Source organism: Caulobacter sp. SRI_014 (assembly GCF_057586315.1).
On the sequence record NZ_JBYCZQ010000008.1, the window covers coordinates 173,909 to 198,428 of the forward strand.

The 24,520-nt window shown below is 65.1% G+C and carries 21 protein-coding genes and 2 tRNA genes; 9 read left to right on the plus strand and 14 right to left on the minus strand.

The annotated features are described in order from the left end of the window. Nucleotides 1-44 precede the first annotated feature (44 nt). From AC2YG9_RS17380 to AC2YG9_RS17410, 7 genes are all read right to left on the minus strand, one after another. Entirely contained in the window at nucleotides 45-569 is a 525-nt protein-coding gene (locus AC2YG9_RS17380) for an SRPBCC family protein (RefSeq protein WP_487299247.1), read from the minus strand. Then, nucleotides 566-2,608 (minus strand): heavy metal translocating P-type ATPase, encoded by a 2,043-nt coding sequence (locus AC2YG9_RS17385; protein WP_487299248.1) that lies wholly within the window; start codon nucleotides 2,606-2,608, stop codon nucleotides 566-568. Before AC2YG9_RS17385 ends, AC2YG9_RS17380 begins: the two co-directional genes overlap by 4 nt. Nucleotides 2,609-2,625: 17 nt before the next feature. Further along, nucleotides 2,626-2,976: a DUF190 domain-containing protein gene (locus AC2YG9_RS17390; RefSeq protein WP_487299249.1), complete on the minus strand. Its 351-nt coding sequence runs from the start codon at nucleotides 2,974-2,976 to the stop codon at nucleotides 2,626-2,628. A gap of 65 nt (nucleotides 2,977-3,041) precedes the next feature. Beyond that, complete coding sequence (locus tag AC2YG9_RS17395) at nucleotides 3,042-6,263, minus strand: efflux RND transporter permease subunit (RefSeq protein WP_487299250.1); 3,222 nt, start codon at nucleotides 6,261-6,263, stop codon at nucleotides 3,042-3,044. Nucleotides 6,264-6,289: 26 nt separating this feature from the next. Continuing rightward, nucleotides 6,290-7,468, minus strand: coding sequence for an efflux RND transporter periplasmic adaptor subunit (locus tag AC2YG9_RS17400; RefSeq protein ID WP_487299251.1), 1,179 nt, complete (start codon nucleotides 7,466-7,468; stop codon nucleotides 6,290-6,292). Between the two features lie 14 nt (nucleotides 7,469-7,482). After that, nucleotides 7,483-8,712 (minus strand): TolC family protein, encoded by a 1,230-nt coding sequence (locus AC2YG9_RS17405; protein WP_487299252.1) that lies wholly within the window; start codon nucleotides 8,710-8,712, stop codon nucleotides 7,483-7,485. A 453-nt stretch (nucleotides 8,713-9,165) separates the two neighbouring features. After that, nucleotides 9,166-9,828, minus strand: a complete 663-nt coding sequence (locus tag AC2YG9_RS17410; protein ID WP_487299253.1) for a cation efflux transmembrane domain-containing protein — start codon at nucleotides 9,826-9,828, stop codon at nucleotides 9,166-9,168. A gap of 72 nt (nucleotides 9,829-9,900) precedes the next feature. Here AC2YG9_RS17410 and AC2YG9_RS17415 point away from each other — a divergent pair, with 72 nt between their 5' ends. The 4 genes from AC2YG9_RS17415 (at nucleotide 9,901) to AC2YG9_RS17430 (ending at nucleotide 12,759) form a co-directional block, all read left to right on the plus strand. Beyond that, nucleotides 9,901-10,323 (plus strand): MerR family transcriptional regulator, encoded by a 423-nt coding sequence (locus tag AC2YG9_RS17415; RefSeq protein WP_487299254.1) that lies wholly within the window; start codon nucleotides 9,901-9,903, stop codon nucleotides 10,321-10,323. Nucleotides 10,324-10,433: 110 nt separating this feature from the next. Continuing rightward, nucleotides 10,434-11,522, plus strand: coding sequence for a signal peptidase II (gene lspA / locus AC2YG9_RS17420; RefSeq protein WP_487299269.1), 1,089 nt, complete (start codon nucleotides 10,434-10,436; stop codon nucleotides 11,520-11,522). Beyond that, the gene (locus tag AC2YG9_RS17425) at nucleotides 11,519-12,172 is read left to right on the plus strand and encodes a class I SAM-dependent methyltransferase (protein WP_487299255.1); all 654 of its coding nucleotides are present in this window, start codon (nucleotides 11,519-11,521) and stop codon (nucleotides 12,170-12,172) included. Before lspA ends, AC2YG9_RS17425 begins: the two co-directional genes overlap by 4 nt. Nucleotides 12,173-12,189: 17 nt before the next feature. Continuing rightward, the gene (locus AC2YG9_RS17430; protein ID WP_487299256.1) at nucleotides 12,190-12,759 is read left to right on the plus strand and encodes an MAPEG family protein; all 570 of its coding nucleotides are present in this window, start codon (nucleotides 12,190-12,192) and stop codon (nucleotides 12,757-12,759) included. A gap of 63 nt (nucleotides 12,760-12,822) precedes the next feature. Here AC2YG9_RS17430 and AC2YG9_RS17435 read toward each other — a convergent pair whose 3' ends face one another. Then, nucleotides 12,823-14,790 (minus strand): FTR1 family protein, encoded by a 1,968-nt coding sequence (locus AC2YG9_RS17435; RefSeq protein WP_487299257.1) that lies wholly within the window; start codon nucleotides 14,788-14,790, stop codon nucleotides 12,823-12,825. A gap of 407 nt (nucleotides 14,791-15,197) precedes the next feature. Here AC2YG9_RS17435 and AC2YG9_RS17440 point away from each other — a divergent pair, with 407 nt between their 5' ends. Beyond that, complete coding sequence (locus AC2YG9_RS17440) at nucleotides 15,198-15,842, plus strand: DUF5131 family protein (RefSeq protein WP_487299258.1); 645 nt, start codon at nucleotides 15,198-15,200, stop codon at nucleotides 15,840-15,842. A 63-nt stretch (nucleotides 15,843-15,905) separates the two neighbouring features. Here the strand turns inward: AC2YG9_RS17440 and AC2YG9_RS17445 are convergent, their stop codons facing one another. Continuing rightward, nucleotides 15,906-16,511: an LPXTG cell wall anchor domain-containing protein gene (locus AC2YG9_RS17445; RefSeq protein WP_487299259.1), complete on the minus strand. Its 606-nt coding sequence runs from the start codon at nucleotides 16,509-16,511 to the stop codon at nucleotides 15,906-15,908. A 145-nt stretch (nucleotides 16,512-16,656) separates the two neighbouring features. Here AC2YG9_RS17445 and AC2YG9_RS17450 point away from each other — a divergent pair, with 145 nt between their 5' ends. Then, nucleotides 16,657-16,863, plus strand: coding sequence for a helix-turn-helix domain-containing protein (locus AC2YG9_RS17450; RefSeq protein WP_487299270.1), 207 nt, complete (start codon nucleotides 16,657-16,659; stop codon nucleotides 16,861-16,863). Here the strand turns inward: AC2YG9_RS17450 and AC2YG9_RS17455 are convergent. The 3 genes from AC2YG9_RS17455 to AC2YG9_RS17465 all read right to left on the minus strand — a co-directional run bounded on the left by AC2YG9_RS17455 (nucleotide 16,860) and on the right by AC2YG9_RS17465 (nucleotide 19,000). Next, on the minus strand, nucleotides 16,860-17,966 hold the full coding sequence (locus AC2YG9_RS17455; protein ID WP_487299260.1) for a hypothetical protein: 1,107 nt from the start codon (nucleotides 17,964-17,966) through the stop codon (nucleotides 16,860-16,862). The genes AC2YG9_RS17450 and AC2YG9_RS17455 overlap by 4 nt on opposite strands. Nucleotides 17,967-18,050: 84 nt before the next feature. Beyond that, nucleotides 18,051-18,305: a ribbon-helix-helix protein, CopG family gene (locus AC2YG9_RS17460; RefSeq protein WP_487299261.1), complete on the minus strand. Its 255-nt coding sequence runs from the start codon at nucleotides 18,303-18,305 to the stop codon at nucleotides 18,051-18,053. After that, on the minus strand, nucleotides 18,302-19,000 hold the full coding sequence (locus AC2YG9_RS17465) for a recombinase family protein (protein WP_487299262.1): 699 nt from the start codon (nucleotides 18,998-19,000) through the stop codon (nucleotides 18,302-18,304). Before AC2YG9_RS17465 ends, AC2YG9_RS17460 begins: the two co-directional genes overlap by 4 nt. Nucleotides 19,001-19,078: 78 nt before the next feature. Here AC2YG9_RS17465 and AC2YG9_RS17470 point away from each other — a divergent pair, with 78 nt between their 5' ends. Then, the gene (locus AC2YG9_RS17470; RefSeq protein ID WP_487299263.1) at nucleotides 19,079-20,104 is read left to right on the plus strand and encodes a hypothetical protein; all 1,026 of its coding nucleotides are present in this window, start codon (nucleotides 19,079-19,081) and stop codon (nucleotides 20,102-20,104) included. Here AC2YG9_RS17470 and AC2YG9_RS17475 read toward each other — a convergent pair whose 3' ends face one another. Both AC2YG9_RS17475 and AC2YG9_RS17480 read right to left on the minus strand, forming a co-directional pair. Next, nucleotides 20,105-21,895: a DUF6538 domain-containing protein gene (locus tag AC2YG9_RS17475; RefSeq protein ID WP_487299264.1), complete on the minus strand. Its 1,791-nt coding sequence runs from the start codon at nucleotides 21,893-21,895 to the stop codon at nucleotides 20,105-20,107. 83 nt (nucleotides 21,896-21,978) lie between these two features. Continuing rightward, nucleotides 21,979-22,052: transfer RNA gene (locus tag AC2YG9_RS17480), tRNA-Gln, on the minus strand. Between the two features lie 132 nt (nucleotides 22,053-22,184). On the opposite strand from AC2YG9_RS17480, the gene AC2YG9_RS17485 reads away from it, so the two are divergent. Then, nucleotides 22,185-22,261: transfer RNA gene (locus tag AC2YG9_RS17485), tRNA-Pro, on the plus strand. Nucleotides 22,262-22,422: 161 nt separating this feature from the next. After that, the gene (gene sppA, locus AC2YG9_RS17490; RefSeq protein ID WP_487299265.1) at nucleotides 22,423-24,207 is read left to right on the plus strand and encodes a signal peptide peptidase SppA; all 1,785 of its coding nucleotides are present in this window, start codon (nucleotides 22,423-22,425) and stop codon (nucleotides 24,205-24,207) included. Nucleotides 24,208-24,520 lie beyond the last annotated feature (313 nt).

Genomic DNA, 24,520 nt, shown 5'->3' on the forward strand with positions numbered 1-24,520 from the left:
TCCTCATTGGGTTCCCTGCCCTAACCCCTATAGTCGCTAGAGGATCAAGCTGTATTCCTGGCTTCGCCCCGGCCCGGTTTCTGCGTCTTGTTCTTGAGCCGCCGCTGCCGCCGATTTTCCCCTGCCGGGCCGGACGGCTTGCCGGTGATGAAGGCTGTAAGGCGTCGTGCGACCGCATCGTGATAAAGTCGGAACCCCTCTATTTTGGAGGCTTTACGGAAGACGATCCTGGGGACGACGCCTTCAAACCCGGTGCCCTGAACCAGCAGGGAGCCCTGCGGATGAGGGCGAATTTCAAGCCACTGCCTCAACCGAAATAGGGACGGCCATCCCGCGCCGAAGTCGATCAGTCGCGGGCGCTCGCAGCGGAGGATTGTCCAGCGCGTGTTCGAGCTGACTTCTGATGCCCCAAGCAGCCTGCCCTTGATCCTGACCTTGCCGCCAGGCTCCGCAATGCCCTCAATGACCTGGTGGGGGTGCCAGGCGGGGTAGCTGGCGAAATCGACGAGCGCCGACCAGACGCGCTCCGGCGGGGCGGGAATCGATGTTTCTGTCTCAAACTGAATCACGCCGCCTTGTCCCGATAGGCCAGCAACCGGAGGGCGTTCACCACGACGAGCAGGGTTGATCCCTCATGGAAGATGATCGCGGCCCCGATCTTGAGGCCGAAGAGCGTGGCGGGGATGAGAACGGCGACGACCCCCAGGCTGACCCACAGGTTCTGCTTGATGATACTGCTGGTTCGTCGACTCAGCCCGACCACGAACGGCAGGTGGTTGAGGTCGTCGGCCATCAACGCCACGTCGGCGGTTTCGAGCGCCACATCTGATCCCGCCGCCCCCATGGCGACTCCAACGGTTGCGTTCGCCAGGGCCGGAGCATCGTTCACGCCGTCGCCGATCATGGCGACCCTGCCCTCCTTCCCCTTCATCTCCTGAATGATGCGGACCTTGTCCTCCGGCATCAGCCCGCCCATGGCTTCATCCAGGCCAAGCTTTGCCGCGATGGCGTCGGCGACCGACTGATTGTCGCCGGACAGCATGACGATCCGTTTGATCCCCATGGCGCGGAGCCGACTGATGACCCCTTTGGCGGCAGGCCGCGCGGTGTCCATCAGGCCGATGGCGCCGAGATATCGGTCCCCGCTCTTGACGACCATCACCGTCCGTCCGCCCGTTTCTAGCTGCTGGACCGTGCTCCACAGAGCCTCGGAGGGTCGGGCGCCGGGCCCGCTCTCGAAATGCTTCGGCTTGCCGATTACGACCGTCTCGCCCGCCACGCGGGCCTGCACGCCCTTGCCGGTCAGACTTTGAACGTCATCGGCAATGGGAATGGGATGGTCCTTCAATCGCTCTTCGCCATCCCGAACGACCGCCGCCGCAAGCGGATGGTCACTCAGGCGCTCCACGGCGACGGCGACTGACAGAAGCTCCCGCTCATCCACCCCCTCGGCGGGCGCCACGTCCGTGATCGTCGGCTTGCCCTCCGTGAGCGTTCCGGTCTTGTCGAAGGCGATGGCCGTGAGCGTGCCCAGGTTTTCCAGTGGGCCGCCGCCCTTCACCAACACCCCGCCCCTGGCGGCCCGCGCAACGGCGCTGAGCACCGCGCTCGGAACAGAAATCGCGAGGGCGCAGGGGCTGGCGGCCACGAGGACGGCCATGGCCCGATAGAAGCTGACGCTGAACGGCTCGTCGATGACGATCCAGGCGAACATCAGGAGCCCGACACCCGCCAGGACGGACGGCACGAAGATGCGTTCGAAGCGGTTGGTGAACTGCTGGGTCGGAGACTGCTGGGCCTCGGCCTCCGCGACCATCTTGACCACCCGAGCGAGGGTGGTTTCGGACGCCACACGGGCGACCCGCACCTCAAGGGCGCCAGGACCGTTGATCGTGCCCGCGAAGACCCGATGTTCGGCGCTCGCCTTGTCGAAATCCAAAGCCGGATCAGGCGCGGCCCGCTTATCGACGGGCACGCTCTCGCCGGTGATCGGCGCCTGATCGACACTGCTTTCGCCGAGGACGACGACGCCATCCGACGGCAGGCGCTCGTTGGGCCGAACCGTCACAATGTCGCCGACTACCAGCTCCTCGACGGGGACTTCGACCGTCGTGTCCCCTCGCCGGACCGTCGCCCTCTGAGGGGCGAGTTCGGCCAGCGCCTCGATGGCCCGCCGAGCCCGCCCCATGGCGAAGTGTTCGAGGGCGTGCCCCGTGCTGAACAGGAAGAGCAGCAGCGCCCCCTCGGCCCACTGGCCGAGCGCGGCGGCGCCAGCAGCCGCGACCAGCATCAGGGTGTCGATCTCGAAGCGGCGCTTGAGGATATTGCCGACCGCTTCCCGGAGCGTGAAGTAGCCGCCGAACCCGTAGGCCGCGATGTAGAAGCCTAGAGGGACGACCCCCTCCATGCGCTGGCCCAGGAGCCACCCCGCCACGACCATCGCCCCCGACAGGCCCGCGAAGATCAGTTCGGTGCGCTCGCCGAAAATCCCGCCATGGGCATGGCCATGGTCGCCGCCTTTGACATGGTCATGGCCCTTTCCATGGTCGTCGGGAGCCTTCGCGTCCTGCTGCGGCGGACCCTTGGATCGAACTTCGTCGGCGGCCATGGTGTGTTCCTTCCTGACTAGGTGCGCGGCTCGGTGTGGTGTCCGCCGTAGCGGAGCACCTCGACCTTCTCGAAGGTGACAAGGCCGATCCCCCGCAGGTCGTTCAGGGTGGCAAGGAAGGCGCGCAGGCTGGCCTCGTAATCGACGATCTCGATGACGACAGGGAGGTTGCTGCCGAGGTCGAACAGCTGGTGGGCGTGGAGCCGGGCCGACTCGCCAAAACCCATCTGACCCCGCAAGGCCGTGGCGCCCGCCAAACGGGCTTCGCGCGCCCGTTGGACGATGACCTCGACAAGCGACCGATCACCGAACATCGCGTCCTCGTCGGTGTAGAGCCTCAGCAGGACGGCCTGGGTCGGGGCTTTCATAGGGCAACTCCTTCAGAGGAAATCCCCGACGCGGAGTTTGGTCCGCGCCGGGAAGACTTCAGTGGTCAGACAGCTGCGGTCGCGGGTCGATTGGCGACGCCGGACTTTGGCTCCCGCAGCATCACCCGACATATGGCGGGCAACACGAACAGGGTCAGGGCGGTGGCGGTGATGAGTCCGCCGATGACCACGATGGCCAACGGCTTCTGAACCTCCGCCCCGGTCCCCGTCGCCAGGGCCATGGGGACGAAGCCGAGAGACGGGACGATGGCGGTCATCAACACCGACCGGAATCGCTCCATGGCTCCGCCGATGATGGAGTCGTCGAGGGATAGTCCGTCCGCCAGCCGCGCCTGGATGCTACTCATCATCACCAGTCCGTTCAGCACCGCGACCCCGGAGAGGGCGATGAAGCCCACCGCAGCCGAGATGGAGAAGGTCAGGCCGGTGAGGGCCAGGGCGAAGACACCGCCAGCCAGCGCCAGCGGCACGGCGGAGAAGACGGCGATGGCGGCGCGAAGTTGTCCGAGCGCCATGAACAGCAGCAGGAAGATCGCGATGCCAGCCGCCGGAACGACGAGCCCAATCCGCGCCGACGCCGCCTTCAGGTTCTCGAACTGGCCGCTCCAGACCAGCCAGCTTCCCGGCGGCGTCTTCACCTCCTTTTCGACCCGCGCCTGCGCTTCGGTCACGAAGGTGCCGAGGTCGCTGCCCCGAACGTTGGCCTGGACCACGACGCGCCGCTTGCCCGCCTCGCGGCTGACCTGGTTGAGGCCCTCCGAAAAGGTGAACCTCGCCACTTCGCGAAGCGGGATCGAGGCGCGTGGACGCCCTTCCGCAGCTGGCAGCATGATCGGCAGGGCGCCGAGTGCATCGAGGTCGTTACGGCCAGCCGAGGGAAGCCGGACCACCACGTCAAAGCGGCGGTCGCCCTCGAACACTAGACCGGCAGCGCGTCCGCCCAACCCGGCGGCCATACTGTCGGCGACTTCTTCGACCGTCAGCCCAAGCCGGGCGATGGCGTCGCGGTCGAAGGCGACATCCAGGGTCGGGAAGCCACCGGTTTGTTCGACCTTCACGTCCGCCGCGCCCTTGATCGACTGGAGGATGCCCGCGATCTGGGTGGCGGTGGCGGTCATGCTTTCCAGGTCGTCGCCATAGACCTTGACGGCGACATCGCCCCGGACCCCGGCGATCAGTTCGTTGAACCGCATCTGGATCGGCTGACTGAACTCGTAGGCGTTGCCGACCTCAAGGTTGAGCTTCTCCTCCATCTGTTCGACGAGTTCGGCCTTGGAAATCCTCGGCTTGGGCCATTCCTTCTCCGGCTTGAGGATGACGAAGGTGTCGGAAATGTTTGGCGGCATCGGGTCGGCAGCCACTTCGGCGGTGCCGGTCTTGGAGTAGACAAACCTGACCTGGGGAAACGAGGCAAAGACCCTTTCGACGCGAAGCTGCATCGCCGCCGACTGGTCCAGCGATGTGGACGGGATGCGCAGCGCCTGGACCGCTAGGTCCTTCTCGTCGAGCTGCGGGATGAATTCGCGGCCCAGGAAGGTGAACACCACCATGGACAGCGCGAAGATCACCGCCCCGCCCGTGATGAACGGAAGCGGCCTGGCCACGGCCTTGCGAAGCCAGGGCTCATAGCGGCGCTTGGGGATGGCGATAATCGCCACCTCCTTCTCCGCCACCTTGCCCCGGATCAACAGGGCGACCGCCGCAGGAACGAAGGTCAACGAGGCCACGAAGGCGCCCGCCAGGGCCAGCATGACGGTGATGGCCATGGGGCTAAACATTTTGCCCTCGACCCCCTGGAAGGTCAGGAGCGGGGCGAAGACCAGCAGGATGATGGCCTGCCCGAACAGGGTCGGCCTGACCATCTCCCTGGACGAGGCGATCACCTCGTCCAGCCGTTCCTGGAGGGTCAGCACCCTGCCCTCGTGATGCTGTCGCTCGGCCAGCCGACGCAGGCAGTTCTCGATGATGATCACCGAGCCATCGACGATCAGGCCGAAGTCGAGCGCGCCCAGACTCATCAGGTTGCCCGAGACCCCCAAGCCGTTCATGCCGATGGCCGTAAACAGCATCGAGATCGGGATGACCATGGCGGTGATGATGGCCGCCCGGATGTTCCCCAGCAGCAGGAACAGGGCCACGATGACCAGCAGCGCGCCCTCCAGCAGGTTCTTCTGCACGGTGGCGATGGTGGCGTTGACCAGTTTCGAGCGGTCGTAGACCACCTCCAGGGTCACCCCAGGCGGAATTGATTTGGCGACCGTCTCCAACCGTTCGGTCACCGCCTTGGCTACCGTCCGGCTGTTTCCCCCGGTGAGCATCAGAGCTGTTCCGACAACGGCCTCTTCGCCGTTCTGGCTCGCTGCCCCCGTCCGCACGCCGCCACCCAGTTTCACCGACGCCACATCGCGAACTGTGACGGCTACCCCCTCGCGGGTCGTGACGACGGCGCGTTCGATCTGGTCCAGTGTCGTGATCCGCGCATCAGCCCGGATGAGGAAGGCTTCGCCGCCGCGCTCGAAGAACCCCGAGCCCACCGACAGGTTCGCGTGCTCCAGAGCCTCGGCCAGCTCTGTGAACGAGACGCCGTAAGCCGACACCTTCGCCGGGTCCGGCTCGACCACATACTGTTTCTCGTAGCCGCCGATCCCATCGACACCCGCTACCCCCTGCACCGTCCTGACCTGTGGACGGACGATCCAATCCTCAACGGTGCGCAGGTAGGCTCCCTGCGCCACGGCGCCAATCAGCCTGTCGCCCTCAACCGTCAGAAACGATCCGTCGCGCTGCCATCCGGGTTTGCCCTCACCGGCCCGCTCGGACTTCGGCGCAAAGCGGATAGACCACATGACGACTTCGCCGAGACCTGTGGAGACCGGTCCCATCTCGGGCTCGACGCCGTCGGGCAGGCTTTCTTTCACCGAGCCCAGACGCTCGGTCACCTGCTGGCGGACGAAATAGAGGTCCGAGCTTTCCTTGAAGACGGCGGTGACCTGGCTGAAGCCGTTGCGTGAGATCGACCGCGTCTCTTCCAGGCCGGGGATACCGGCGAGGGCCGTTTCAACGGGGAAGGTCACCCGCTTCTCGATCTCTTGCGGATTCAAGGCGGGCGCGACCGTATTGATCTGCACCTGCTTGTTGGTGATGTCCGGCACCGCGTCGATGGGCAGCCGGATGAGGTTGAAGGCGCCGACCACCATGACGAGGACGGTAAAGAACATGATCGCGAAGCGGTGTTTCACCGACAGCGCGAGAAGGCGACCAATCATGGCCCAATCTCCTGTGGTTGTTGCTGTCAGTCGTCGTGTTCTGCCGAACTTTTGCCGAGTTCAGCCTTGAGCATAAAGGCGCCCTTGCCCGCGATGACCTCGCCGGGTTTGAGCCCGGACAGTATGACGATGCGTCCGCCGCTCCTGGCGCCGGTCGTGACCGGTCGGACCTGGAATCCTTTCGCCGTTCGAACGAAGACCACCTCGCGGCCCTGAACGGACTGAACGGCCTCGTCCGGCACCGCGACCTCACCGGTTGCTGCGGCCACACGCGGCGTAATGCGCGCCCGGACCGACTGACCGGGGGCCAATCCATCCAGTCCTCCGGTCAGCGACAGGACGACCGTTGCAGACCGGCTCTCGGCGTCGAGGCCCGGCGTCACCGAGCGGACCACTGCGGTCACCGTGTCGCCGGTCGGCGTCTCGATCATAGCGGTGTCGCCGGGCGAGACCCGCTTCACGTCGGCGCTGGGGAGTGCAGCGTGAATCTCGATGCGGGCCGGATTGGCGACCCGGAACAGTTCCGTGCCCGCCGTCACGAACGAGCCCAGAACGGCGGTGGCCGCCGTGATCCGCCCGGAGACCGGGCTGCTCACCGTGATGTATCGGCCATTCGAGGTAACCCCGGCAGCCGCGCCCGCAGAGGCGGCCCGGCGTTCCTCGGCCTCGGCGATGGCGAGTTCCGCCGCAGCCGCTTCCAGGTCCTGCCGCGCCGTGATCTTGGCGTCGAACAGACGGCGTTCCCGCTGATAGGCTTGGCGGGCGGCCACGACCTTAGCGGACGCGGTCGCTCGGTCCGATGCGATAGCGGCAGCATCCCGGCTTTCCAGCAGGGCAAGGGGCTCTCCGGCGGCCACGGGGTCGCCGAGCCGCTTGAACAGCCGCACGACGGCGCCATCGGCCCGCGCCGCGACATTGGCCTGCCCGTCAGGGGAAGCGGTCACCGTAGCCTGGGTGATGATCTCGGCGCCGAGCCCTCCCGCCGTGACCTGCGATAGCTGGACGCTAGCGGCGGTGATGCGCGCGGGCTCCATCTCGATCTGGCCCTCGTCACCGTGGCCTTCTTCCTCTTCGTGCTCCTCCGCTGCGGGGGGCGCAGCATTGGGAGCCATCATTCGCCCGATCAGGACGCCGCCTCCCCCGGCCACCAGGATGACGGCGGCGGCGGTGGCGAGCAGAACTCGTCTGGAATTGAAATCGATCATGTCAGTCTGTCCTTTCAGCGGGCGGCGGCGCGTATCAGCGCGGCGATGGCCCTGGCGCGGTCGAGCCGCGCGGCGATGAGGTCTTCACGGGCGGTGGCGAGGGCGTCCTGCGCATCGATCACTTCGAGCAGGGGAAACTTCCCGGCCTCGTAGCCGAGCCGGGCGAGGCGCAGAGCCTCTTCCGCCTGCGGCACGATACGGGTCTCCAGAACCGCCAGACGGGCCTCAGAGGACCTCAGAGCGGCCTGGGCGTCCCTTGTGCGGCGGACCGACTCCGCCAGGGCCAGACGGCGTCTGGCGTCGGCTGCATCGGCGTCCGCGCGGGCGGCGGCGACATTGCCCTGGTTACGGTCGATGATCGGGATCGGCGCCGAGAAACCGAAGATCACCGCTTGGTCGCCGGAGTCCTCGAACCGCCGGATCCCGGCTTGAAGCGTCACGTCGGGGGCAGACCCCGTCCGTTCCCGCTTGACGGTTTCCCGAGCTACCACGGCTTCAGCGTCAGCCAGCCTGACATCGACAGACTCTGTGGGGTCGATGAGGCCAGATGGGGCCATCGCGGGCTCGGCGTCGCGGAGCAGGACAAGTTCTTCGTCCCCGATCCCGACGAGGGTGGCCAGGGCGCGGCGCGCGGAGGCCGCCTCCGCGTCGGCGGCCTGCGCCTTGGCGCGGGCCTCTTCGACCGCCGCCTGGGCGCGCAGAGCACGAAGCGGCGGCTCCCGCCCGGCATCGACCAGTGCGGTAACCACGCGGGCGAGGTCCTCGGCCCGCTCGACGGCCTGACGAGCCAGCAAGGCCCGGTCCTCCGCCGCGAGGGCGTCGGCGTAGGCGCCGCGCACGTCCTTGGCCACGTCCGCGCGGGCCACGGACAGCCGCAGCCGGGCAGCCTCGATCTCGGCGCGAGCAACGGTCACCCGCGCGTTTCGCTTTCCGCCCAGTTCGAGACGCTGCTCCAGGGCGAAGGTCGACTCGGAGGATTCGAAACCGGCGTAGGGACCGGAGCCGGTGAAGTTCTCGACCTCCACACTGACTTCGGGGTTTGGTCGCAGACCAGCCTGCCGGGCTCGCCCTTCGGCGGCGCGCACGTTGGCCTCGGCGGCGGAGATTACGGGTGATCCGGCCTGGGCGCGTTCAAGCGCCTGGGCCAGAGTGACGGGTTCGGCGGAGGCGGTGGAAGCAAAGGCCGCCATCGCAATTGCGGCGACGCCCAGAAAGGCGCGGCGCCACGGAAATGGGGAGGGCATGGAAGGTCCTGCATTGGTTCTGACAAGGGCGGAGCGCGCACGGCGGCGCGGTCACGGTCAGACCCGAGGGGGACGCTTCAAGCTCGGAGGACTGGTGGAGGGCGGTTGGAGCGCCAGCAGCAGAGGCTGATCCGCCTCAGCGTAGAGATTAGCCGCTGTATGGACCTCGGGCGATCCGGTCAGGGGGACCGAATGATGGCAATGGCCATGTGCGCAGATTGCGTGATCGGTCGTGGGCAGATCGCGATCATCACCGCCGTCCAGGTCGGCGATCAATTCGGCTGAGCCAACGCCGCCGGATTCGAGGCCGCACATCACGCTGTCTGCCACAGGGCCGACAGCCAGCAGCAGAACGCAGATGACCAACAGCGACTTGGTCAGTCGCTGGAGCAATCGGTGGGGATTCGCCGCCGAGGTCATTGATGCCCGCAATAGCCGCCCCATGACCGGCGATCAATCCGCCACGTTAGCGGGATCGCGCCGCTCTGTCCGGGCCTGGGCGATGATCGACCACGCCGACTGGAGGAAGACCAGCGCCAGGATGGCACCGACGATGATGTCTGGCCATGCCGACTTGGTGAACCACACCAAGCCGCCGGTCACCACGATGGCGAAGCACTGGATCAAGTCGTTGCGGGTGCAGAGCCAGACGGACCGCACGTTGGCGTCTCCGTCCCGATACTTCGCCAGCAGGAACGCGGCGACCAGATTGGCCGCGACCCCGAATAGACCCAGGCCCGAGATGGTGAGCCCCTCGGGGGGTATGCCATTGACGGCCCGCCAGACGGCGAACCCCAACACCGCGACACCGAGGACGCCCAGGCTGGCGCCCTTCAACATCGCCGTCCCGCTGCGGATGGCCACGCTCTTGCCGATGGCCCAGAGGCTGATCGCGTAGGTCGCGCCATCGGCCAGGAAGTCGAGGGCGTTGGCGGCGACCGATGCTGACCCTGCCAGCAACCCGCCGGACGACACCACGACGAAGGCGATCAGATTGATCGCGATGACCCAGACCAGGATGCGCCGATACTCCGGCGTGGCTCCGTCGAAGGGCTTGGAATCTCCGCAGCCGCAGGACGACGCGGCGGGCTTGGCCGTGGGGGTTAGATTGGTCATGGACAGCCCTATGAGCCCTCTAGTCACTAGAGCATCAAGTGCTATTTAGAGGTCCAAGCAGGGAAAATGCACATGCCCGATTTCTCCATCGGACGCCTCGCGAAGGCGGCTGACGTGAAGGTGCCGACCATTAGATTCTATGAGCAAATCGGACTGATGCCGACGCCCTCGCGAACCCAAAGCGATCAACGGGTCTATGGCGCAGCGGCGGTGCGGCGCCTCCGGTTCATCCGCCATGCCCGCCAACTCGGCTTCGAGATCAAGCACATCGAAGCCCTGCTCGGCCTGGCGGACCGGCCCGACCTCCCCTGCGCCGAAGCGGATCGCATCGCCCGCGCCCATCTCGAAGCGGTTGATGAGAAGATCGACCAGCTTACCCGGCTTCGCCAGGAACTGAGCCGGATGACCACCAACTGCGGGTTGGGCATCACCGCCGACTGTAAGGTGATCGAGGCGCTGAGCGATCATGGTCTGTGCGAACACGAGCCCCATTAGGTGGGTCGCGGCTGCCAAATCCGTGATCAAGCGGCCTGCTCGTCTACCCCTTGCCTCTCTAGTCACTAGAGGGTTTAGCCTGCGAAAATAAGGCGCAGAGGGTGTTGCAGATGAACGATTGTGGAGACGGATGCGGGGCGAAAGCGGTCGAGGCGGCGAATACTCCCGCCTATGTCCGCACGCTATGGCTGGTGGTCGCGATGAACGCCGCCATGTTCGCCGTCGGCGTGTTCGTCACGGCCACTGGTGGCTCGGTCTCCGTGCGGTCCGATCTGCTGGACTTTCTGGGAGATGCGGTTGCGACCGGAATCGGACTGCTCCTCATAGGACGGTCAGCGGCTGTCCGCTCGACGGCTAGCCTGTGGCAAGGTCTGGCGCTCGGCGGGCTCGGCCTCTTCGCCCTGGGTTCCGCTATCTCGCGGGCCTTTGGAGGCGCCACGCCCGAGCCATTCGGCATGGGCCTCTATGGCATCCTGGGCCTGTGCGTGAACCTGGGCGCCGCGTTGCTGCTGTTGCGGCACCGGAAGGGAGACGCCAGCGTTCGCGCTGTTTGGCTCTACAGCCGCAATGACGCCATCGGAAATGTCGCCGTCATGGCGGCGGCGGGCCTCGTCGCTCTGACCGCAACCCGATGGCCGGACGTGGTGGTGGGGTTGGGGATCGCGGCCCTGTTTCTCCATTCCTCATTCGAGATTATCAAGGACGCGCGTCGCGAACTGCCCAAGGCCCACCTCATGAGTTGGCTCTGGCCTCTCGGCATCGTCTCCGCCGTGGTGCTCCTGGATCAGGCGACAAAGCTGCTCGCGCGCCTCCATCTGACCCAAGGCGCTCCCCTAGAGGTATTTCCCATCCTTGACCTGAACCTCGGCTCCAATCCGGGGATCGTCTTCGGGATTTTCGGCGCCGCCGAATGGGGTCCATGGCCATTGATCAGTGTGACCGTGCTGGTGGCCGCTGGGCTGAGCTATTGGCTGGTGCGGGAGACCCGCTTCCTAGCCCGGTTCGGGCTCGGGCTCCTCATCGGGGGAGCCCTCGGCAACCTATGGGATCGGCTGGCTCGCGGCGCTGTAACCGATTTCTTGGATGTGCACGCCGGAAGTCTTCACTGGCCTGCCTTCAACATAGCGGACAGCGCAATTGTGATTGGAGCGGCCCTTCTCGTGCTGGACCTGGCGCGGGCTCCGAGGCGGACGGCATGACCGGCCCCGCCTTCACGCCCGCGCTTGGCCGCCCGGAATGGACCGGGTTCTACGACCTGGCGATTGCCCTTCTGACACGTGAGAAAATCTGGCGGCAGGCTCTTGTCGGCCAACTGGGTCCCCGCGTTTACGACACCATACTGGACGTGGGCTGTGGGACAGGGACGCTCGCGGTCCTCGTCGCCCTGGCGACGCCTGGCTGTCGGGTAACAGGGCTTGATCCGGATGCCGCGATTCTGGTTCGGGCTCGTGCGAAGGCGGCCCGGCGAGGCGCGGCGGTGAGCTTCGTGGAAGGTTTCGCGGACGACGCCGACCGTGCCGGGGGTCCTTTCGACAAGGTGACCTCCAGCCTGGTTTTCCACCAGGTCCCCATGGAGGGAAAACGCGAGGGCTTCGCCGCCATCTGGCGAGCCCTCAAGCCCGGCGGCTCCCTTCATGTAGCGGACTACGGCCTTCAGCGGACTCCGCTCATGCGACGGCTGTTCCGGCAGGTTCAACGCCTCGACGGCTTCGAGAATACGGAGCCGAATGCACAGGGGGTGTTGCCTGATCTGATCAAGGAGGCGGGGTTTGTCGAGGTTGAGGAGCGGCGGGTGATCCCAACCCTCACCGGATCGATTTCGATCTATCGGGCGCGAAAGCCGGGATAAACGACGAGGAACACGGCATGGCGCCTCTATCGGACGCGGAGTTAAAGACCCAGCAGCGGGGGGTGGTCCTGGCTGCGGGATTGGCGCTCATCGTTTGCGCCGCCACCCTGGCCGCCGCCTACGTCGGCCTCCCGCGCTTCTTTGAGTTTCCGCAGGGCCTCGCTGAGCGCATGGCCTTTGCCGTTCAGGCCGACGTTTTCGTTTTCCTCTGGGTCGTGTTCGGCGTGCGGCAGGTCGCTGACGGGCGGTTTCGTTCAGCCGCCGACAACCGGGGCTCCGCATTTGGCCCGCCCAGTCGTCGCCTCGCGATCCCCGTGGCCTTCCTTCAGAACACCCTTGAGCAAGCCGTGATGGCCGCCGGTGCGCACCTCGCTCTGGCGACGCTGGTTGCGGGAGACGGCCTCTCGCTCATCGTCGGCGCGGTCGCGCTGTTCGGCATCGGGCGGGTCTGCTTCCTTTTGGGCTATCCCATGGGCGCGCGCGGTCGTGCCTTTGGCGTAGTCCTCACCGTCATCCCCACGATGGCGGCTTATGGTCTCGCCGTATACTTGATCGGCAAAGCGATGATCGCGCAACTTCTGACATAGCCCGGCGCGCGCACCGTCGTCGTGGTCGGACACCGGCCACGGAACGGCGCGGCGGCGCCACGCCTAAGCAGCCGGTCGGGGCTGGAGCGCACGCCGATTGTAGAAATACCCGGCGACCAGGATGGCGATGACGGCAAGCTGAACAAAGATCGTCTGCCAAGTCGGGTAGAAGCCCAGCAGTTCCAGCTTGGGCAGCCCGGCCACCCGGGTCGCCGGAACCATCCCCGCTTCCTGGAGCGCCGCCAGGCCCTTCCCCGCCAGGACGAAGGCCAGGACGGCGACCAAGGCGGCGCTGGCCGCGAAGAACCTGGAGATCGGCAGACGGCTGCTGTAGCGCAGCATGGCCCAGCCGATGGCCGCGAGGGCGACCAACGCCACCCCTGCCCCGCTCAAGACCGCGCCAGCGGTCTGCGGGCTCCAGAGGGCCGCGAAGAACAGGATGGTTTCGAAAACCTCCCGGTAAACCACCACAAACGCCAGCAGGAACAGGAACCAGGCAGAGCCCTTCGACAGGGCTTTCGACAGCCGCTCCTTGATGTAGCGTTGCCATGCGTCGGCCTGACTCTTCCCGTGCATCCAAATCCCGACGCTCAGGAGCACGGCGGCGGCGAACAGGCCGCCGAAACCCTCGGTCAATTCCCGCTGAGCGCCGCTGATGGTGATGAGGAAGGTAGCAGCCGCCCAGGTCAGCACCCCGGCGCCGAGCGCCGCAGCCCACCCGCCGTGAACATAGGGCAGCACGTCCTCCCGGTCGGCTTTCTTGAGGAAAGCGATCATCGCCACGACGATCAGCAGGGCTTCGAGCCCTTCACGGAGCAGGATGGTCAACGCGCCCACGAACGCCGCTGTTGTGTCGGCGGCGGCAGGCGCGAGAACCGCGTCTGCCTCGTCCAGCAGTCCTTCGATCACACCAGCCTGTTGCCGGACACTGTCGATAGAGGCGCGGGCTCCGATGCGGGAGCGAAACTCGCCCATGGCGGCCTCGATCCTGGACAGCAGCTTAGGATTTCGCGCCGCTATGGCAGGCTCGAACGGCTCGATTCCGTCGAGATAGGTGGACAGCGCAAGGGAGGCCGCCTCGGCGGCCTTGCCGGACGCGTAGGCATCGACCGTCGCCTTCAGTTTGCTGCGGGCGAAGACCAGCGACGCTTCCCGCTGCTCGGTCAGAACGCCGGGGGATCGACGTAGGTAGGCCATGACATCATCGGCCTGTTGGTCTCCCACCACCTTGGCCAGATCGGCGGGCGTCATTTTGGTCAAGGTAGCCAGGTTGGGGAACTGGCCGCGCAGGTTCGCGTCGCCCTTCCACAGGGCCTCTCCCCGGCTCCGGGCGGCCTCGTCCTGCGAAAGGCTTCCAACGTAGAAGGCGAGCGCCCAGCGGTCGTCTTGAGGCAGGTGCGCAAAGCTCGGCATGGCCGTGCCGTCCAGGCCCTGCTCAATGACCTGATAGAGGCCGAACACGCTACGGTGTCTTGCCCGGTCCTGGTCGGTGAAGGCGATGGGGGGAGGATCGAGCCCCTTCGACAGAGGGCCTTTCCCATCGCCAGTAGAGCCATGGCAGGAGGCGCAGTTCTCCGCGTAGACCTTGGCTCCCCGCGCGAAGTCCGGCGTAGCGGACGGCGCCAGCGCCACCGGGTAGGCCGTGAGCAGGTCGGCGGCCAACGTCTTGGCCAAGGTCGCGACCTCAGGCGCCGGTCGCTTCTCGGCAATGGCGGCCTTCAGGGCATCGGCCTGCTTCGACAAGCTGGGCTTGGCGGGAGACCTGGGCAGGGTCGCGATCTGCGCGCTGGCCGTGTTCGAGAACTCGACCATTTCGGCATACTCGGCGGCACTGATGATCTTCCCGTCCGCAACAGCGCCGGGGTAGTCCACCGCGACGTAGTCTAACAATCTCCACACAGTTTCCGCCGGGGTGGCGGCAGCCTGAGCCGCCAAGCCAAAGGGTAGCGGAACCAGGATGGACCCAACGACCGCAAGCAGGGCGAACAGGCGACGCGCTCCGGCGCGACGTTGAGCTATGGAAGGCAACATTGACCACGAATCCTCATCGAGATGGAACCGCCTAAACCCTCAAGCCACTAGAGGTGCAACAGTTTCTGCGAACGATTCTAATGTTGGGCGGCTTGTCAGGTCATCACGCAGCGCACAACGGCGCGCACCAATCGTGGATCACGGCATCGTGAGATGCCGATAAATTGGTATACCAATCCTAGAAACTCCTCTGCACCAACATTTGAAACCAGATTTCGGCCAACCTTATCAGTAACCTCTACGCATTTCAGGTGCGGCTCTTTCCATATTTCTGATATCTGGTTTCACCAATTGCTGAGGCTTTCGCACTTGGTCCCGATAACTTCCGTCAAGCGAAAATTACTTGTCGTTGCCGAGTGGTTTTCAATCGAATAGCTGGTTTGGCTCTGTCGAAAAGGAGCCTGACCATGATAACCCGCCCCACTTCACCTACCGCAACATTCGGCGACGAAACGTTTGATCGCCTTTGGGAAATCCACCAAGACGCCGCAGGCGAACCCATGCCGCAGATCGCGATCCCGTGCGACGACGATGGGGAACCACTCGATATCTTTGACTACAGCAATCCAAGCCATCCGGTTGTGGAGGAGTTCATCCGCCTCACGCCTAACTTTCTATGGTTGGGATTGACCAGCCATCCCAGCGCAGCCTTCAAGAAGGCTCTGGTAGGAGGCGGGCTTCCCCGGAACGTAGCCATCGGAGCCATCGCCCGCACTCAGGAGGAAGCGTCGTTTGGCGTTCAATGGCTCGCTGACTTGGCGGAGGTCAGCAACCCGTCATTGCTCTTCCTTGTTATCGATGGACCTTCAGAGCCTGTTGACCTCTCGACGTTGGCGGGGTTCGCGGCCATCGACTGGGTAATCGTAGCCGGTCAGTGCTCCAGTGGGGCCGGTTCTGGGTCAATCCAGTGGACGCGCGTCATCCGCGACCAGTGCCAATCCAACTCGGTGGTGTTCAGCCTGGAACATCAGGGCTGGCCATGGCCGACAGGACCTCAGCCCTCGCTCGACGGGGTAGTCTATGATGACCGGCCAGCGAAGCTCCGCGATTAGAATGTTCAAAATGGGGGGCGCGGACGCGCCCCCCGCCATGAGAACCATGGACCGTGCTGCGGTTTAGAGTTCCTCGTTGAAGAGGCCCCACGCCCCATCGACAATCTGGACCCCACGGTGTCCGCCAAACACCTCACACACGTCGTCTTCCAGAATTCGGTCGTGGCCTTGGTCCGACAGCGCCGACATCGTCCACCAGCCGTAGACTTCGACCACCAGCTCTTGGGCGATGCCGAAATCAAGAAGGTCGGGGTCGCCGTGTTTCGCAGCGCCCGCCGACTGCCAATACTCGGCCAGGAAGCCCGGCTGCTCCTGCTTTGCCCGCACGACCGCCTCTTTCGCTCGGCGATGCCCCTCTTTGGCCAGCCGCTCTTCACGGGCGGCCTCCCGCTTCGCTTGGACCCGGCGGACCGCTCGCTGTCTGAAATAGAACCAGACACCCGCAGCGGCGGCAGCCAGGACGCCCGCCCACACGACCCAAGTCGCTGCATCCGGCCCGGTGACGCTGGCGATTGAGCGGTGCAGCCATGAGAAAAACGCGATAATCGCGACGAGGATCAGCAGGCCGATGAGGTTGAGGAATTTGTCGAAGCCACTATCCATCTCGCGTCGAGCGCGGTCTCGCTTCACCTCGAAATCATAGACGTCCTCGTAGTCAATCTTCGGCATTCCATCCCCCAATGCTCCTACCGTGGTAGCATAGCGGAACCGGTCCACAAGCGGAAGCATCCGAGACCGGAGCCTCCCTTTGCCCGCCAGGCGCCCGCCCCCTTTCGCTGCGTCTTTGGTTCACCGCGCTGTGGTCGCGGCCCTCGTGGATGCTCGGGCGAAGGCCGGTCTGACCCAACGGGAGGTTTCAGCGGCCATAGGGCGCCCCCCATCGTTCCTCGCCAAGATCGAGAGAGGCGAGCGGAACATCAGCGTCCTGGAGATTCTGCGTATCGGACAGGTTCTCGGTGTGTCGGTGTGCCAGCTCCTCGAACCGGTCGAAGCAATCCTTCCTGACAGCTTCGAAATTTAGCGCCCGAGCCCAATGTCCAGGTCCTCAAGGTCGTGCTCCCCCCAGAAGGGGTCCATCGCGCGGATCAGCGGGCGGAGCCTTGGGGGCGCTTCCGCCGCCAGCACAAATCGGTCGCCCAGATTTCCCACCTTGGCGCGCGCCATGGCTATGCCGTCAGCCGAGACGGGCGTGTTTCCCTTCCCGTGAATACCCGAGAGCAGCCAGCGGCCATCGGTCAGCCGGACAAAGGTCAGAATCAGTGCCGACGATTGGAATGCCGCCGCCGCCCAGGTCCCGCCGAGTAGCCGAACCATCATGGTGCGCAGGCAGTTCTCAAACCGGGCAGCGATCTCTCCGACGTTGGAGGGGCGAACGACCTCAAGTTCGGGGTCCGCGATCTCCAGCGTGGTTTCGCCCTGGTCGGCCTTCGCCAACCAGTTCCTGATCCAGCGGCCCTGTCCACCGGCACCGAAGGTAGTCAAGGATTGCCGGATCGCGGCGTCGCTCGCGGACGAGCAGCAAAGGCGTATAGCGGCGACAACCTGGTTCAGTTCGAGCGCCTGATCGGCGCTCCGAAGGCGCGACACAAGAATCGGGTGAAGCAGGACGGGATCAAGCCGCTCGACCGCGTCAAGCCGACCCTCGTCCAGTGCGCTCAGTTGGAACAGCACGGTGCGGCGGCGGGCGGCGACAGGGTCGGACGATGTGAACAGGTCGAGCAGCCTGATGTAGGCAAGCTTGGAGATGGGTTCAGCGCCGAGCTTGGAAAGAGCGCCGAGATATCCAGGAGGACATTCGCCCAGCCCAGCCTGTACGATCTCACGCGCCTTCATGGTGGGCAGCAACTCAGCGACCTCCGCCGTCAGAACCGCCCAGGAGCCGTCTGTCGTCTTGCCCAGGGCTCGCTTGAGAAACAGGCCGGGGTTTTCGAGAAGCCCAGCCGCCAGTGCAGCGGCGAAAGCCTGCTTCCAGTGGTTGCGGCTCCCGCATGTTGCGCGCAGGAACCCGCCGCCGGAAGCGGCATCCAGAACAAGAGCGGCCTCAAGGGGCCAGCCGACCAGCGCGCGAGGCGCCCGGCGTGCTTCGGGGCGCGGGCTACGGGGTTCGACGGTGATGTGGTCCATGAAGTTCTCCTGCTGGGCGGAGGGATGTCCGCAGACTTCGCAGGGCGGGCCTGACGGCCCGGCTTGAAGGCGGGATGCTGAAGATCATTCTGCTCCTGTTGAACTCTGCGTCGGTCCCGCCGAACTGGGGGGGGAGTCGAGGCGACTATTGATGTCCCCAACGGCGCGCTCCAGCGCTCGAAGGCGCTGCTCGACCGTGAGCGTTGGAGTACTGAGGTAGACTTCGAGCGCGGCCCGCACGAGGCTGCTGCGGTCTAGTCCCTGCTCCGCCGCCCGTTCATCCATCGCAGCCGCCAGTTCGGCGGAGAGGCGCATGTTCAAGGCGACGGGCTTCTTCATGAGACCTCGGCATAGTGGCGAAGGAGGTCCCGGACCGACTGGGCTCGCCAATCGCCACCTCGCGGTGCGCTTAGTCCCCGATCATTAAGTCCATCGGCGATCTCGGCCAAGGAGTTGGCGCCATCCGCGCGGAGCGCGTCAATGACGGGCTTCAACGCCGTGGCCCGTTGCCGAGCCTTGGCGGTCCGCACCTCCGCGCTCGCCGCAGCGCCATCGAGGGCGTGGTGCGCGATCATTGGGTTGTTGCCACCCAAAGGAAGGCCGCGCGCGCGCCGAGCTGCCAAGGCTTGCCGAGTTCGATCCGCCGCCAAGCGGGCCTCCTCCTGGGCCACAAGCGCCATGACGCCAACCGCGAACTGGGAGGCGCCGGGCATATCGACGGCCAGGAACTCGACGCCGGATCGCTGCAAGGCGAACAGCAGATGGGGGTCTCGGCTGAGACGGCAAAGACGTGCGATAACCAAGACGGCATTCTGTGCCCGGCAGATGGCGACGGCTCGCTCCAGGCCGGGGCGGGCGGAGCTCCTGCCGGACGCCACTTCGACGACTTCCTCGATCAGCCGCCACCCCTGGCCCAGGTGAGCGAGAACCGCCGCCCGCTGGGCCTCGATGCCGAGGCCGGAGCGCCCTTGCTGAACTGTGCTGACCCGGAAGAGGGCCACACAGCGGCGTGTCGGATTAGCCTGATCGTTCATTCAGGCTAATCATACAGCAACGCATTGCAAATGCAATACGTCCGCAATGCGTTCGGGCGGTGTCGGCCTAAATAGCCGATGACAGCAACTGCCCCGAGCCGACGCCAGCAGCGCCTCCTCGATTCCGTCCGCCAAACGCAGCGTATCCTGGGCTCGCTCGGGCGCTATTCCAAGCTCCGCCGGAAGATGATGAACTGCGAGCGCCCGTCCCGGTGGCGGTTCAAGGAATACTGCCGGTCAGTCGGCTGCGGCGTCTGCCGACGTCGATACATCGCCGCCCAGACCGAGGCGGCGCTTAACGGCTTCTCCGGCGCCGACAACAACGAGATGGCGCTCCTGACGGTCGTGTTCGCCGTCACCGAGGATGCGAGTGATATCGGGCCATGCTTCGAACGAGGTCGCAAGAAGCTCCGCAATATCATCGACGCCCAGCGACGACGGTCCCGGCAGTGGGCATCGGTGGAAGTCCTGGGTTGGCTGGAAACGGACGCGTTGGATGATAGCCAGGTTCAAATGATCCTGCCCGAAAGGCGGGCGCTGCTGGAGAATGTCGGCCTGCCCAGTCACCCCGCCCCTGAAGCGCCCCTATGGGTCGTCACACTCCATGCCGTTGTCCGACTCCCCAGTATCGAGCATCAGGCGTTCCGATCCGCGCTCCAGGCGGGGTGGCCGCATTCTGGTCAGGTCGATGTCAGGCCATTCTTCCAGACCAAGGATATCGACACCAATCTCTGCGACCTCGTCGAGTATGCGCTGAAGCACGAGACCATGACCCGTATGGCAGGTCGGATGGAATTCGCCTGGCCGCCGGGCTGGCTAGAGCAATACTACGAGGCGCTCGACAAGTGGTCTCGCAGTTTCCAGCGGCTTCGAGTCCGCATTCGCCCCAAGCGCCGAAACAACTCCGAACAACCGACTGCGTCCGCCTCCACCCCTGAGGTTTCCGTCGAAATAGAACCCATGCCGACTACGTTCGGCATCGGATTTAGCAGTTTTCATACCCAGTATATACTAGGTCTCCCTGCCACCGACTTGCCCGAACTACGGAAGGCCGGGGCGGGCATCATAGCGTCATGGGACCACCCCAAAGGGCAGAGTCCGTGATCAAGGCAGCGCCGGGAACGTCGGGTAGGTCAGCTTTGCGATCTCCTTGGCCAGGATGGCGAGGCCAACGCCTTGCCCATATGCCCTGCCGACGTGGTCGTTGCCTTGATGCCCGGTGAGGAGGTCACTGATCTCCTCGGGCACGCCCGCCTCACGAACCGCCCTCTTGAAGGTGTGCCGTAGCGAATGAAAAACCTTATGGGGATGGTCGAAACCTTGACCAGCAACCAACGCGTTCGCCCGGCACCAGTGCCCCCACCACTTCGAATACAAGCGAGTAGACGCCATTCGTTTCTCGCCGGGACCCAACGTCAGGCGCTCGTCATGGGGAAGTTCGGGGAAGAGCCGCCCATCTTTTGGTTGGCTCCTGGCGTAGTCGAGGAAGCCGAGGTCAACGAGCTGCGGGTGCAGCGGGAGCATTCGTTGGCTCTGTAGGTTCTTGAGTTCCCGGTGACGAAGGTCGAGGAATGGCACCATCCCCTCGACCTTTACGTCCGCAGCCATCGCAGCGCCGACCTCCTCAACTCGGCACCCCTGCCACAAGCAGAAGATGGGCAACCAGTAGGCCGCGTCCCGCTGGATGATCTGGCCAGGGCGGTCGCGATAGCCTCGGACCGCGCTGCACCCTTGGAACAGGGGAGTGCTGAAAATGGCTGCGATATCGGCTTCGTCGTAGATCAGGCGAGGAGCGGTCGGCCTCTTCTGAAGGACTGGCATGACCGTCGTCACTGGATTTCGAACCACCAACTCCGTGTCCACCGCGTAGCGGAACATGTTGTTGAAGGTCCTGAACCAATTCCAGATCGTCTTGGCGCCCAGTCTTCGGAACGGCGCCCCCTGCCTTGGGGCCATGGCCGCTTCTTCACGTTCGAACATCAGGATCACGTCCTGGAAGGGGATGTCCTGAACCGGCCTTTTGGTATTCGGATAACGACGAAGCTGGACTTTGAACTCATCCAGGCGGGCAGAGGTTACCGCCGGGAGATCGGGGTCTCCAAGAAACTCGCTCAGCCTTGTGACATAGCCTCGTTGCCGTCTCTCGTCGTCGATCTCCTTGCTCGTCGCCCATTTGTCGAAGAGGTCGAGGAGCTTGAATCCCGCCCCCGTCTCCGCCTGTCCGATCATAGTCGGTGGAGCCGATGCGGCCTGCGGCGCTGGAAGCTGATCCAGCAGCGCTGGCCGGGCTTCCCGCCACCCCCGGTAGTCGCGGCGACCAAACTCGCAGTATCGCTCCTCTACCTCGGCCCACATCGCGGCGAACTCCCTCCTGATCGGGATTTGCCGGAGCGCCGGATGGTTCTGGTCACATACTACCCCCTGCGATGTAAGGGCCTCGCTGAGGCGCTCCGAGAAGTAGGGGACGAACGCGCCATTCTTCAGGGCGCTGAGCCGGTTCGTGTGCTCGAACCAGTGTGGGGTTACTGCCCAGGCTGGCAGTGACTCATTGAACGCCGCCTCGTAGTGCCGTTCGATCTCGGCAGTCCGCCAACGCGCCAATGCCGCAAACGCCTCTTCCGGGTGGATCGGCACCCTAACCTTCGGTGTGAAAGGCACGTCTTCAGCCCGGCCTACGGCGACGGCGACATTTTTTGCCGCAGCCGCGATCTTCGTCTTCATCTCGGCGGCTATCGGAGCGCCCACCGTGAACGCTTCGAGCTCATTTTTAGTCCTGGTTGAAATCCAGACCTGCTTCCGGCCACCGAATAAGTGCCGGGCGTGCTCGGGTATCGACATGACGACGTAGTAGATGCCGCCTTTGGGCCGTTGTCGAAGATACTTCATCAGGGCCATTCATTAGCACCCCACGTTAGCAGGTCGCCAGTGAAACCCCTTACGGGCCAGGGTTTTCAACCCTGTCAGAGACTTGAAGAAATTGGCTGGGGAACTAGGACTCGAACCTAGAATGACGGTACCAAAAACCGCAGTGTTACCATTACACCATTCCCCAGCAGGAACGGCGCGAAGCCCCATGGGCCCCGGCAAGGTGGGGGGAGATAGCGCAGGCGCACGGAGGATGCAACGGGTGTATTTCACCTGTTGCGGCGCAAGAAGCGCTCCTCTATAAGCCCGCTCCTCAAGTCGGAGTGTGGCTCAGTCTGGTAGAGCACCGCGTTCGGGACGCGGGGGTCGCAGGTTCGAATCCTGCCACTCCGACCATTTTCCCCAAATCGAAGAAATCGCCGCCGGTTCGGGTGCAACACCCCGAAACCAAAGCGATTTGTTGCGCCGTCTTCATTTGACCGCAACGCGACACCAGTTAAGCGTGACGTCAACGTTCGAGACCCGGCCGGGCCGGGTCCGAAGGATTGGGGATTTCGATGAAGCAGTTTCTCCTGACCATCGCCGGCGTCTTCGTCGGCCTGTTCCTGTTCCTGTTCATCGTGCCGATGATTCTGGTCTTCAGCCTGATCGGCATGGCCGCCAAGAGCGCCGAGGGTCCGGCAACGCCGGCCGCCGCCGTGCTGGAGCTGGACCTGCGCACCGGCCTCAGCGACCAGGACCCGCAAAACCCCTTCGCGATGTTCGGCGGAAGCGGCCATTCGGTCATCGGGGTGATCGAGAAGCTGCGGGCCGCCGAGACCGACGACAAGGTCAAGGGCGTGTTCGTGCGACTGCCCGAGGGCGGCATGGCCCCGGCCGCGGCCGACGAGCTGCGCCAGGCCTTCATCCACTTCCGCGCCAGCGGCAAGCCGATGATGGCCCACAGCCAGGGCCTCTATCCGAGCGGCGCGGTGACCTCGACCTACATGCTGGCCGCCTCGACCGGCGATGTCTGGATGCAGCCGGGCGCCGCCTTCCAGGCCACCGGCATGGCGGTGGAGGACATGTTCTTCAAGCGCCTGTTCGACAAGTACGGGGTCAAGGCCGACTTCGAGCAGCGCAAGGAATACAAGAACGCGGTCAATCCCTACCTGCACGACGACTACACCCCCTCCCACAAGGAAGCCCAGCTGTCGTGGATGGGCTCGATCTACCGCACCAGCCTGGTGACCGCCGCCGCCGACCGCAAGCTGCCCCCCGAGACCGTCGTGGCCGCGATTGAAGGCGGCCCCTGGTCGGCAACCCAGGCCAAGGAACGCAAGCTGATCGACAACGTCGGCCAGGTGAAGGAAGCCTCCGACGCCCTGCTGGCCAAGGCCGGCAAGAACGCCAAGCTGATCAGTTTCGATGACTACACCGCCAGCCCCAAGACGAACTCGGGCCAGACCATCGCGGTCATCGGCGCGGAGGGCGCGATCATGACCGGCGCCGGTGGCGGCGGCAGCCCGTTCGGCGGCGAACAGACCGTCTGGTCGGACGAGGTGGCCAAGGCCATCTACGAGGCGGCCGAGGACAAGAACGTCAAGGCCATCGTCTTCCGCGTTTCCTCGCCGGGCGGCTCTGACACCGCCTCTGAACAGATCCTGGCGGCCATCCAGGCGGCCAGGAAGGCCGGCAAGCCGGTCGTGGTCAGCATGGGCACCTACGCGGCCTCCGGCGGCTACTGGATCAGCTCCCAGGCCGACAGCATTGTCGCCCAGCCCACCACCCTGACCGGCTCGATCGGCGTCTACGGCGGCAAGTTCGTGCTCGGCGACGCCCTGGGCCGGTTCGGCGTCGATGTGCGCGAGACCAGCGTCGGCGGCGACTATGCCAGCGCCTTCGGCACCGAAGCCGGCTTCAACCAGGGCCAGAAGGCGGCCTTCGCCGGCTGGATGGACACCATCTATGAGGGCTTCGTCCAGCGTGTGGCCACCGGCCGCAAAATGCCCGTGGAAAAGGTCCGCGAACTGGCCAAGGGCCGGGTCTGGACGGGGGCTCAGGCCCGCCAGCTGGGCCTGGTGGACAAGCTGGGCGGCTTCTACGACGCCGTCGACGAAGCCAAGCGCCTGGCCGGCATCAAGGGCGATGTGAAGCTCAAGGTCATGGGCGGACCGAAGTCGCCGTTCGAGGCGCTGGAGAAGCTGTTCGGCGTCAGCTCGGCCTCGCTGAAGACCCTGGCGGCCGCCGCCTGGGTGTTCGGCGACCCGCGCGCCGAGGCGATCATGGACGAGATGGCCCAGACCCGCCTGCGCGAACGCGGCGCCACGGTGATGGCCCCCACGCCGCGCCTGGATCGCTGACGCCTCACTGAGCGCTGACCATGGAGGGGCCCCGGAGCAATCCGGGGCCCTTTTCTCATGGGGCCTGGCCGGACGGCCTTATCGAAGCGGCCAACCATTATAGCCGATGGCCGGCCCGCCAGGGGGCCTTGGCATGGAAAGCTGCGGCTTCTCAGTGACTTGGCCGTTGCGGCAGGCGCTGTGAACGTTGATGCCAGCGTTGGCGCCGCGTTGAGATCGGCGCTGGGATTGTTGACGGGGTGAGTGGCAGGCCTGTCAACGCGGCGGCGCATTGCGACCCCGTGCGGCCCGAGTGGGGCCGGAATGCCGATGA

What these genes read in the sequence shown, in the direction of transcription:
- AC2YG9_RS17385 (WP_487299248.1), bottom strand. Translation starts at nt 2,608, where the DNA reads ATGGCCGCCGACGAAGTTCGATCCAAGGGTCCGCCGCAGCAGGACGCG.
- AC2YG9_RS17415 (WP_487299254.1), top strand. Translation starts at nt 9,901, where the DNA reads ATGCCCGATTTCTCCATCGGACGCCTCGCGAAGGCGGCTGACGTGAAG.
- AC2YG9_RS17425 (WP_487299255.1), top strand. Translation starts at nt 11,519, where the DNA reads ATGACCGGCCCCGCCTTCACGCCCGCGCTTGGCCGCCCGGAATGGACC.
- AC2YG9_RS17460 (WP_487299261.1), bottom strand. Translation starts at nt 18,305, where the DNA reads ATGAAGAAGCCCGTCGCCTTGAACATGCGCCTCTCCGCCGAACTGGCG.
- AC2YG9_RS17455 (WP_487299260.1), bottom strand. Translation starts at nt 17,966, where the DNA reads ATGGACCACATCACCGTCGAACCCCGTAGCCCGCGCCCCGAAGCACGC.
- AC2YG9_RS17390 (WP_487299249.1), bottom strand. Translation starts at nt 2,976, where the DNA reads ATGAAAGCCCCGACCCAGGCCGTCCTGCTGAGGCTCTACACCGACGAG.
- sppA (WP_487299265.1), top strand. Translation starts at nt 22,423, where the DNA reads ATGAAGCAGTTTCTCCTGACCATCGCCGGCGTCTTCGTCGGCCTGTTC.
- lspA (WP_487299269.1), top strand. Translation starts at nt 10,434, where the DNA reads ATGAACGATTGTGGAGACGGATGCGGGGCGAAAGCGGTCGAGGCGGCG.
- AC2YG9_RS17465 (WP_487299262.1), bottom strand. Translation starts at nt 19,000, where the DNA reads ATGAACGATCAGGCTAATCCGACACGCCGCTGTGTGGCCCTCTTCCGG.
- AC2YG9_RS17475 (WP_487299264.1), bottom strand. Translation starts at nt 21,895, where the DNA reads ATGGCCCTGATGAAGTATCTTCGACAACGGCCCAAAGGCGGCATCTAC.
- AC2YG9_RS17405 (WP_487299252.1), bottom strand. Translation starts at nt 8,712, where the DNA reads ATGCCCTCCCCATTTCCGTGGCGCCGCGCCTTTCTGGGCGTCGCCGCA.
- AC2YG9_RS17440 (WP_487299258.1), top strand. Translation starts at nt 15,198, where the DNA reads ATGATAACCCGCCCCACTTCACCTACCGCAACATTCGGCGACGAAACG.
- AC2YG9_RS17400 (WP_487299251.1), bottom strand. Translation starts at nt 7,468, where the DNA reads ATGATCGATTTCAATTCCAGACGAGTTCTGCTCGCCACCGCCGCCGCC.
- AC2YG9_RS17470 (WP_487299263.1), top strand. Translation starts at nt 19,079, where the DNA reads ATGACAGCAACTGCCCCGAGCCGACGCCAGCAGCGCCTCCTCGATTCC.
- AC2YG9_RS17445 (WP_487299259.1), bottom strand. Translation starts at nt 16,511, where the DNA reads ATGCCGAAGATTGACTACGAGGACGTCTATGATTTCGAGGTGAAGCGA.
- AC2YG9_RS17410 (WP_487299253.1), bottom strand. Translation starts at nt 9,828, where the DNA reads ATGACCAATCTAACCCCCACGGCCAAGCCCGCCGCGTCGTCCTGCGGC.
- AC2YG9_RS17435 (WP_487299257.1), bottom strand. Translation starts at nt 14,790, where the DNA reads ATGTTGCCTTCCATAGCTCAACGTCGCGCCGGAGCGCGTCGCCTGTTC.
- AC2YG9_RS17395 (WP_487299250.1), bottom strand. Translation starts at nt 6,263, where the DNA reads ATGATTGGTCGCCTTCTCGCGCTGTCGGTGAAACACCGCTTCGCGATC.
- AC2YG9_RS17430 (WP_487299256.1), top strand. Translation starts at nt 12,190, where the DNA reads ATGGCGCCTCTATCGGACGCGGAGTTAAAGACCCAGCAGCGGGGGGTG.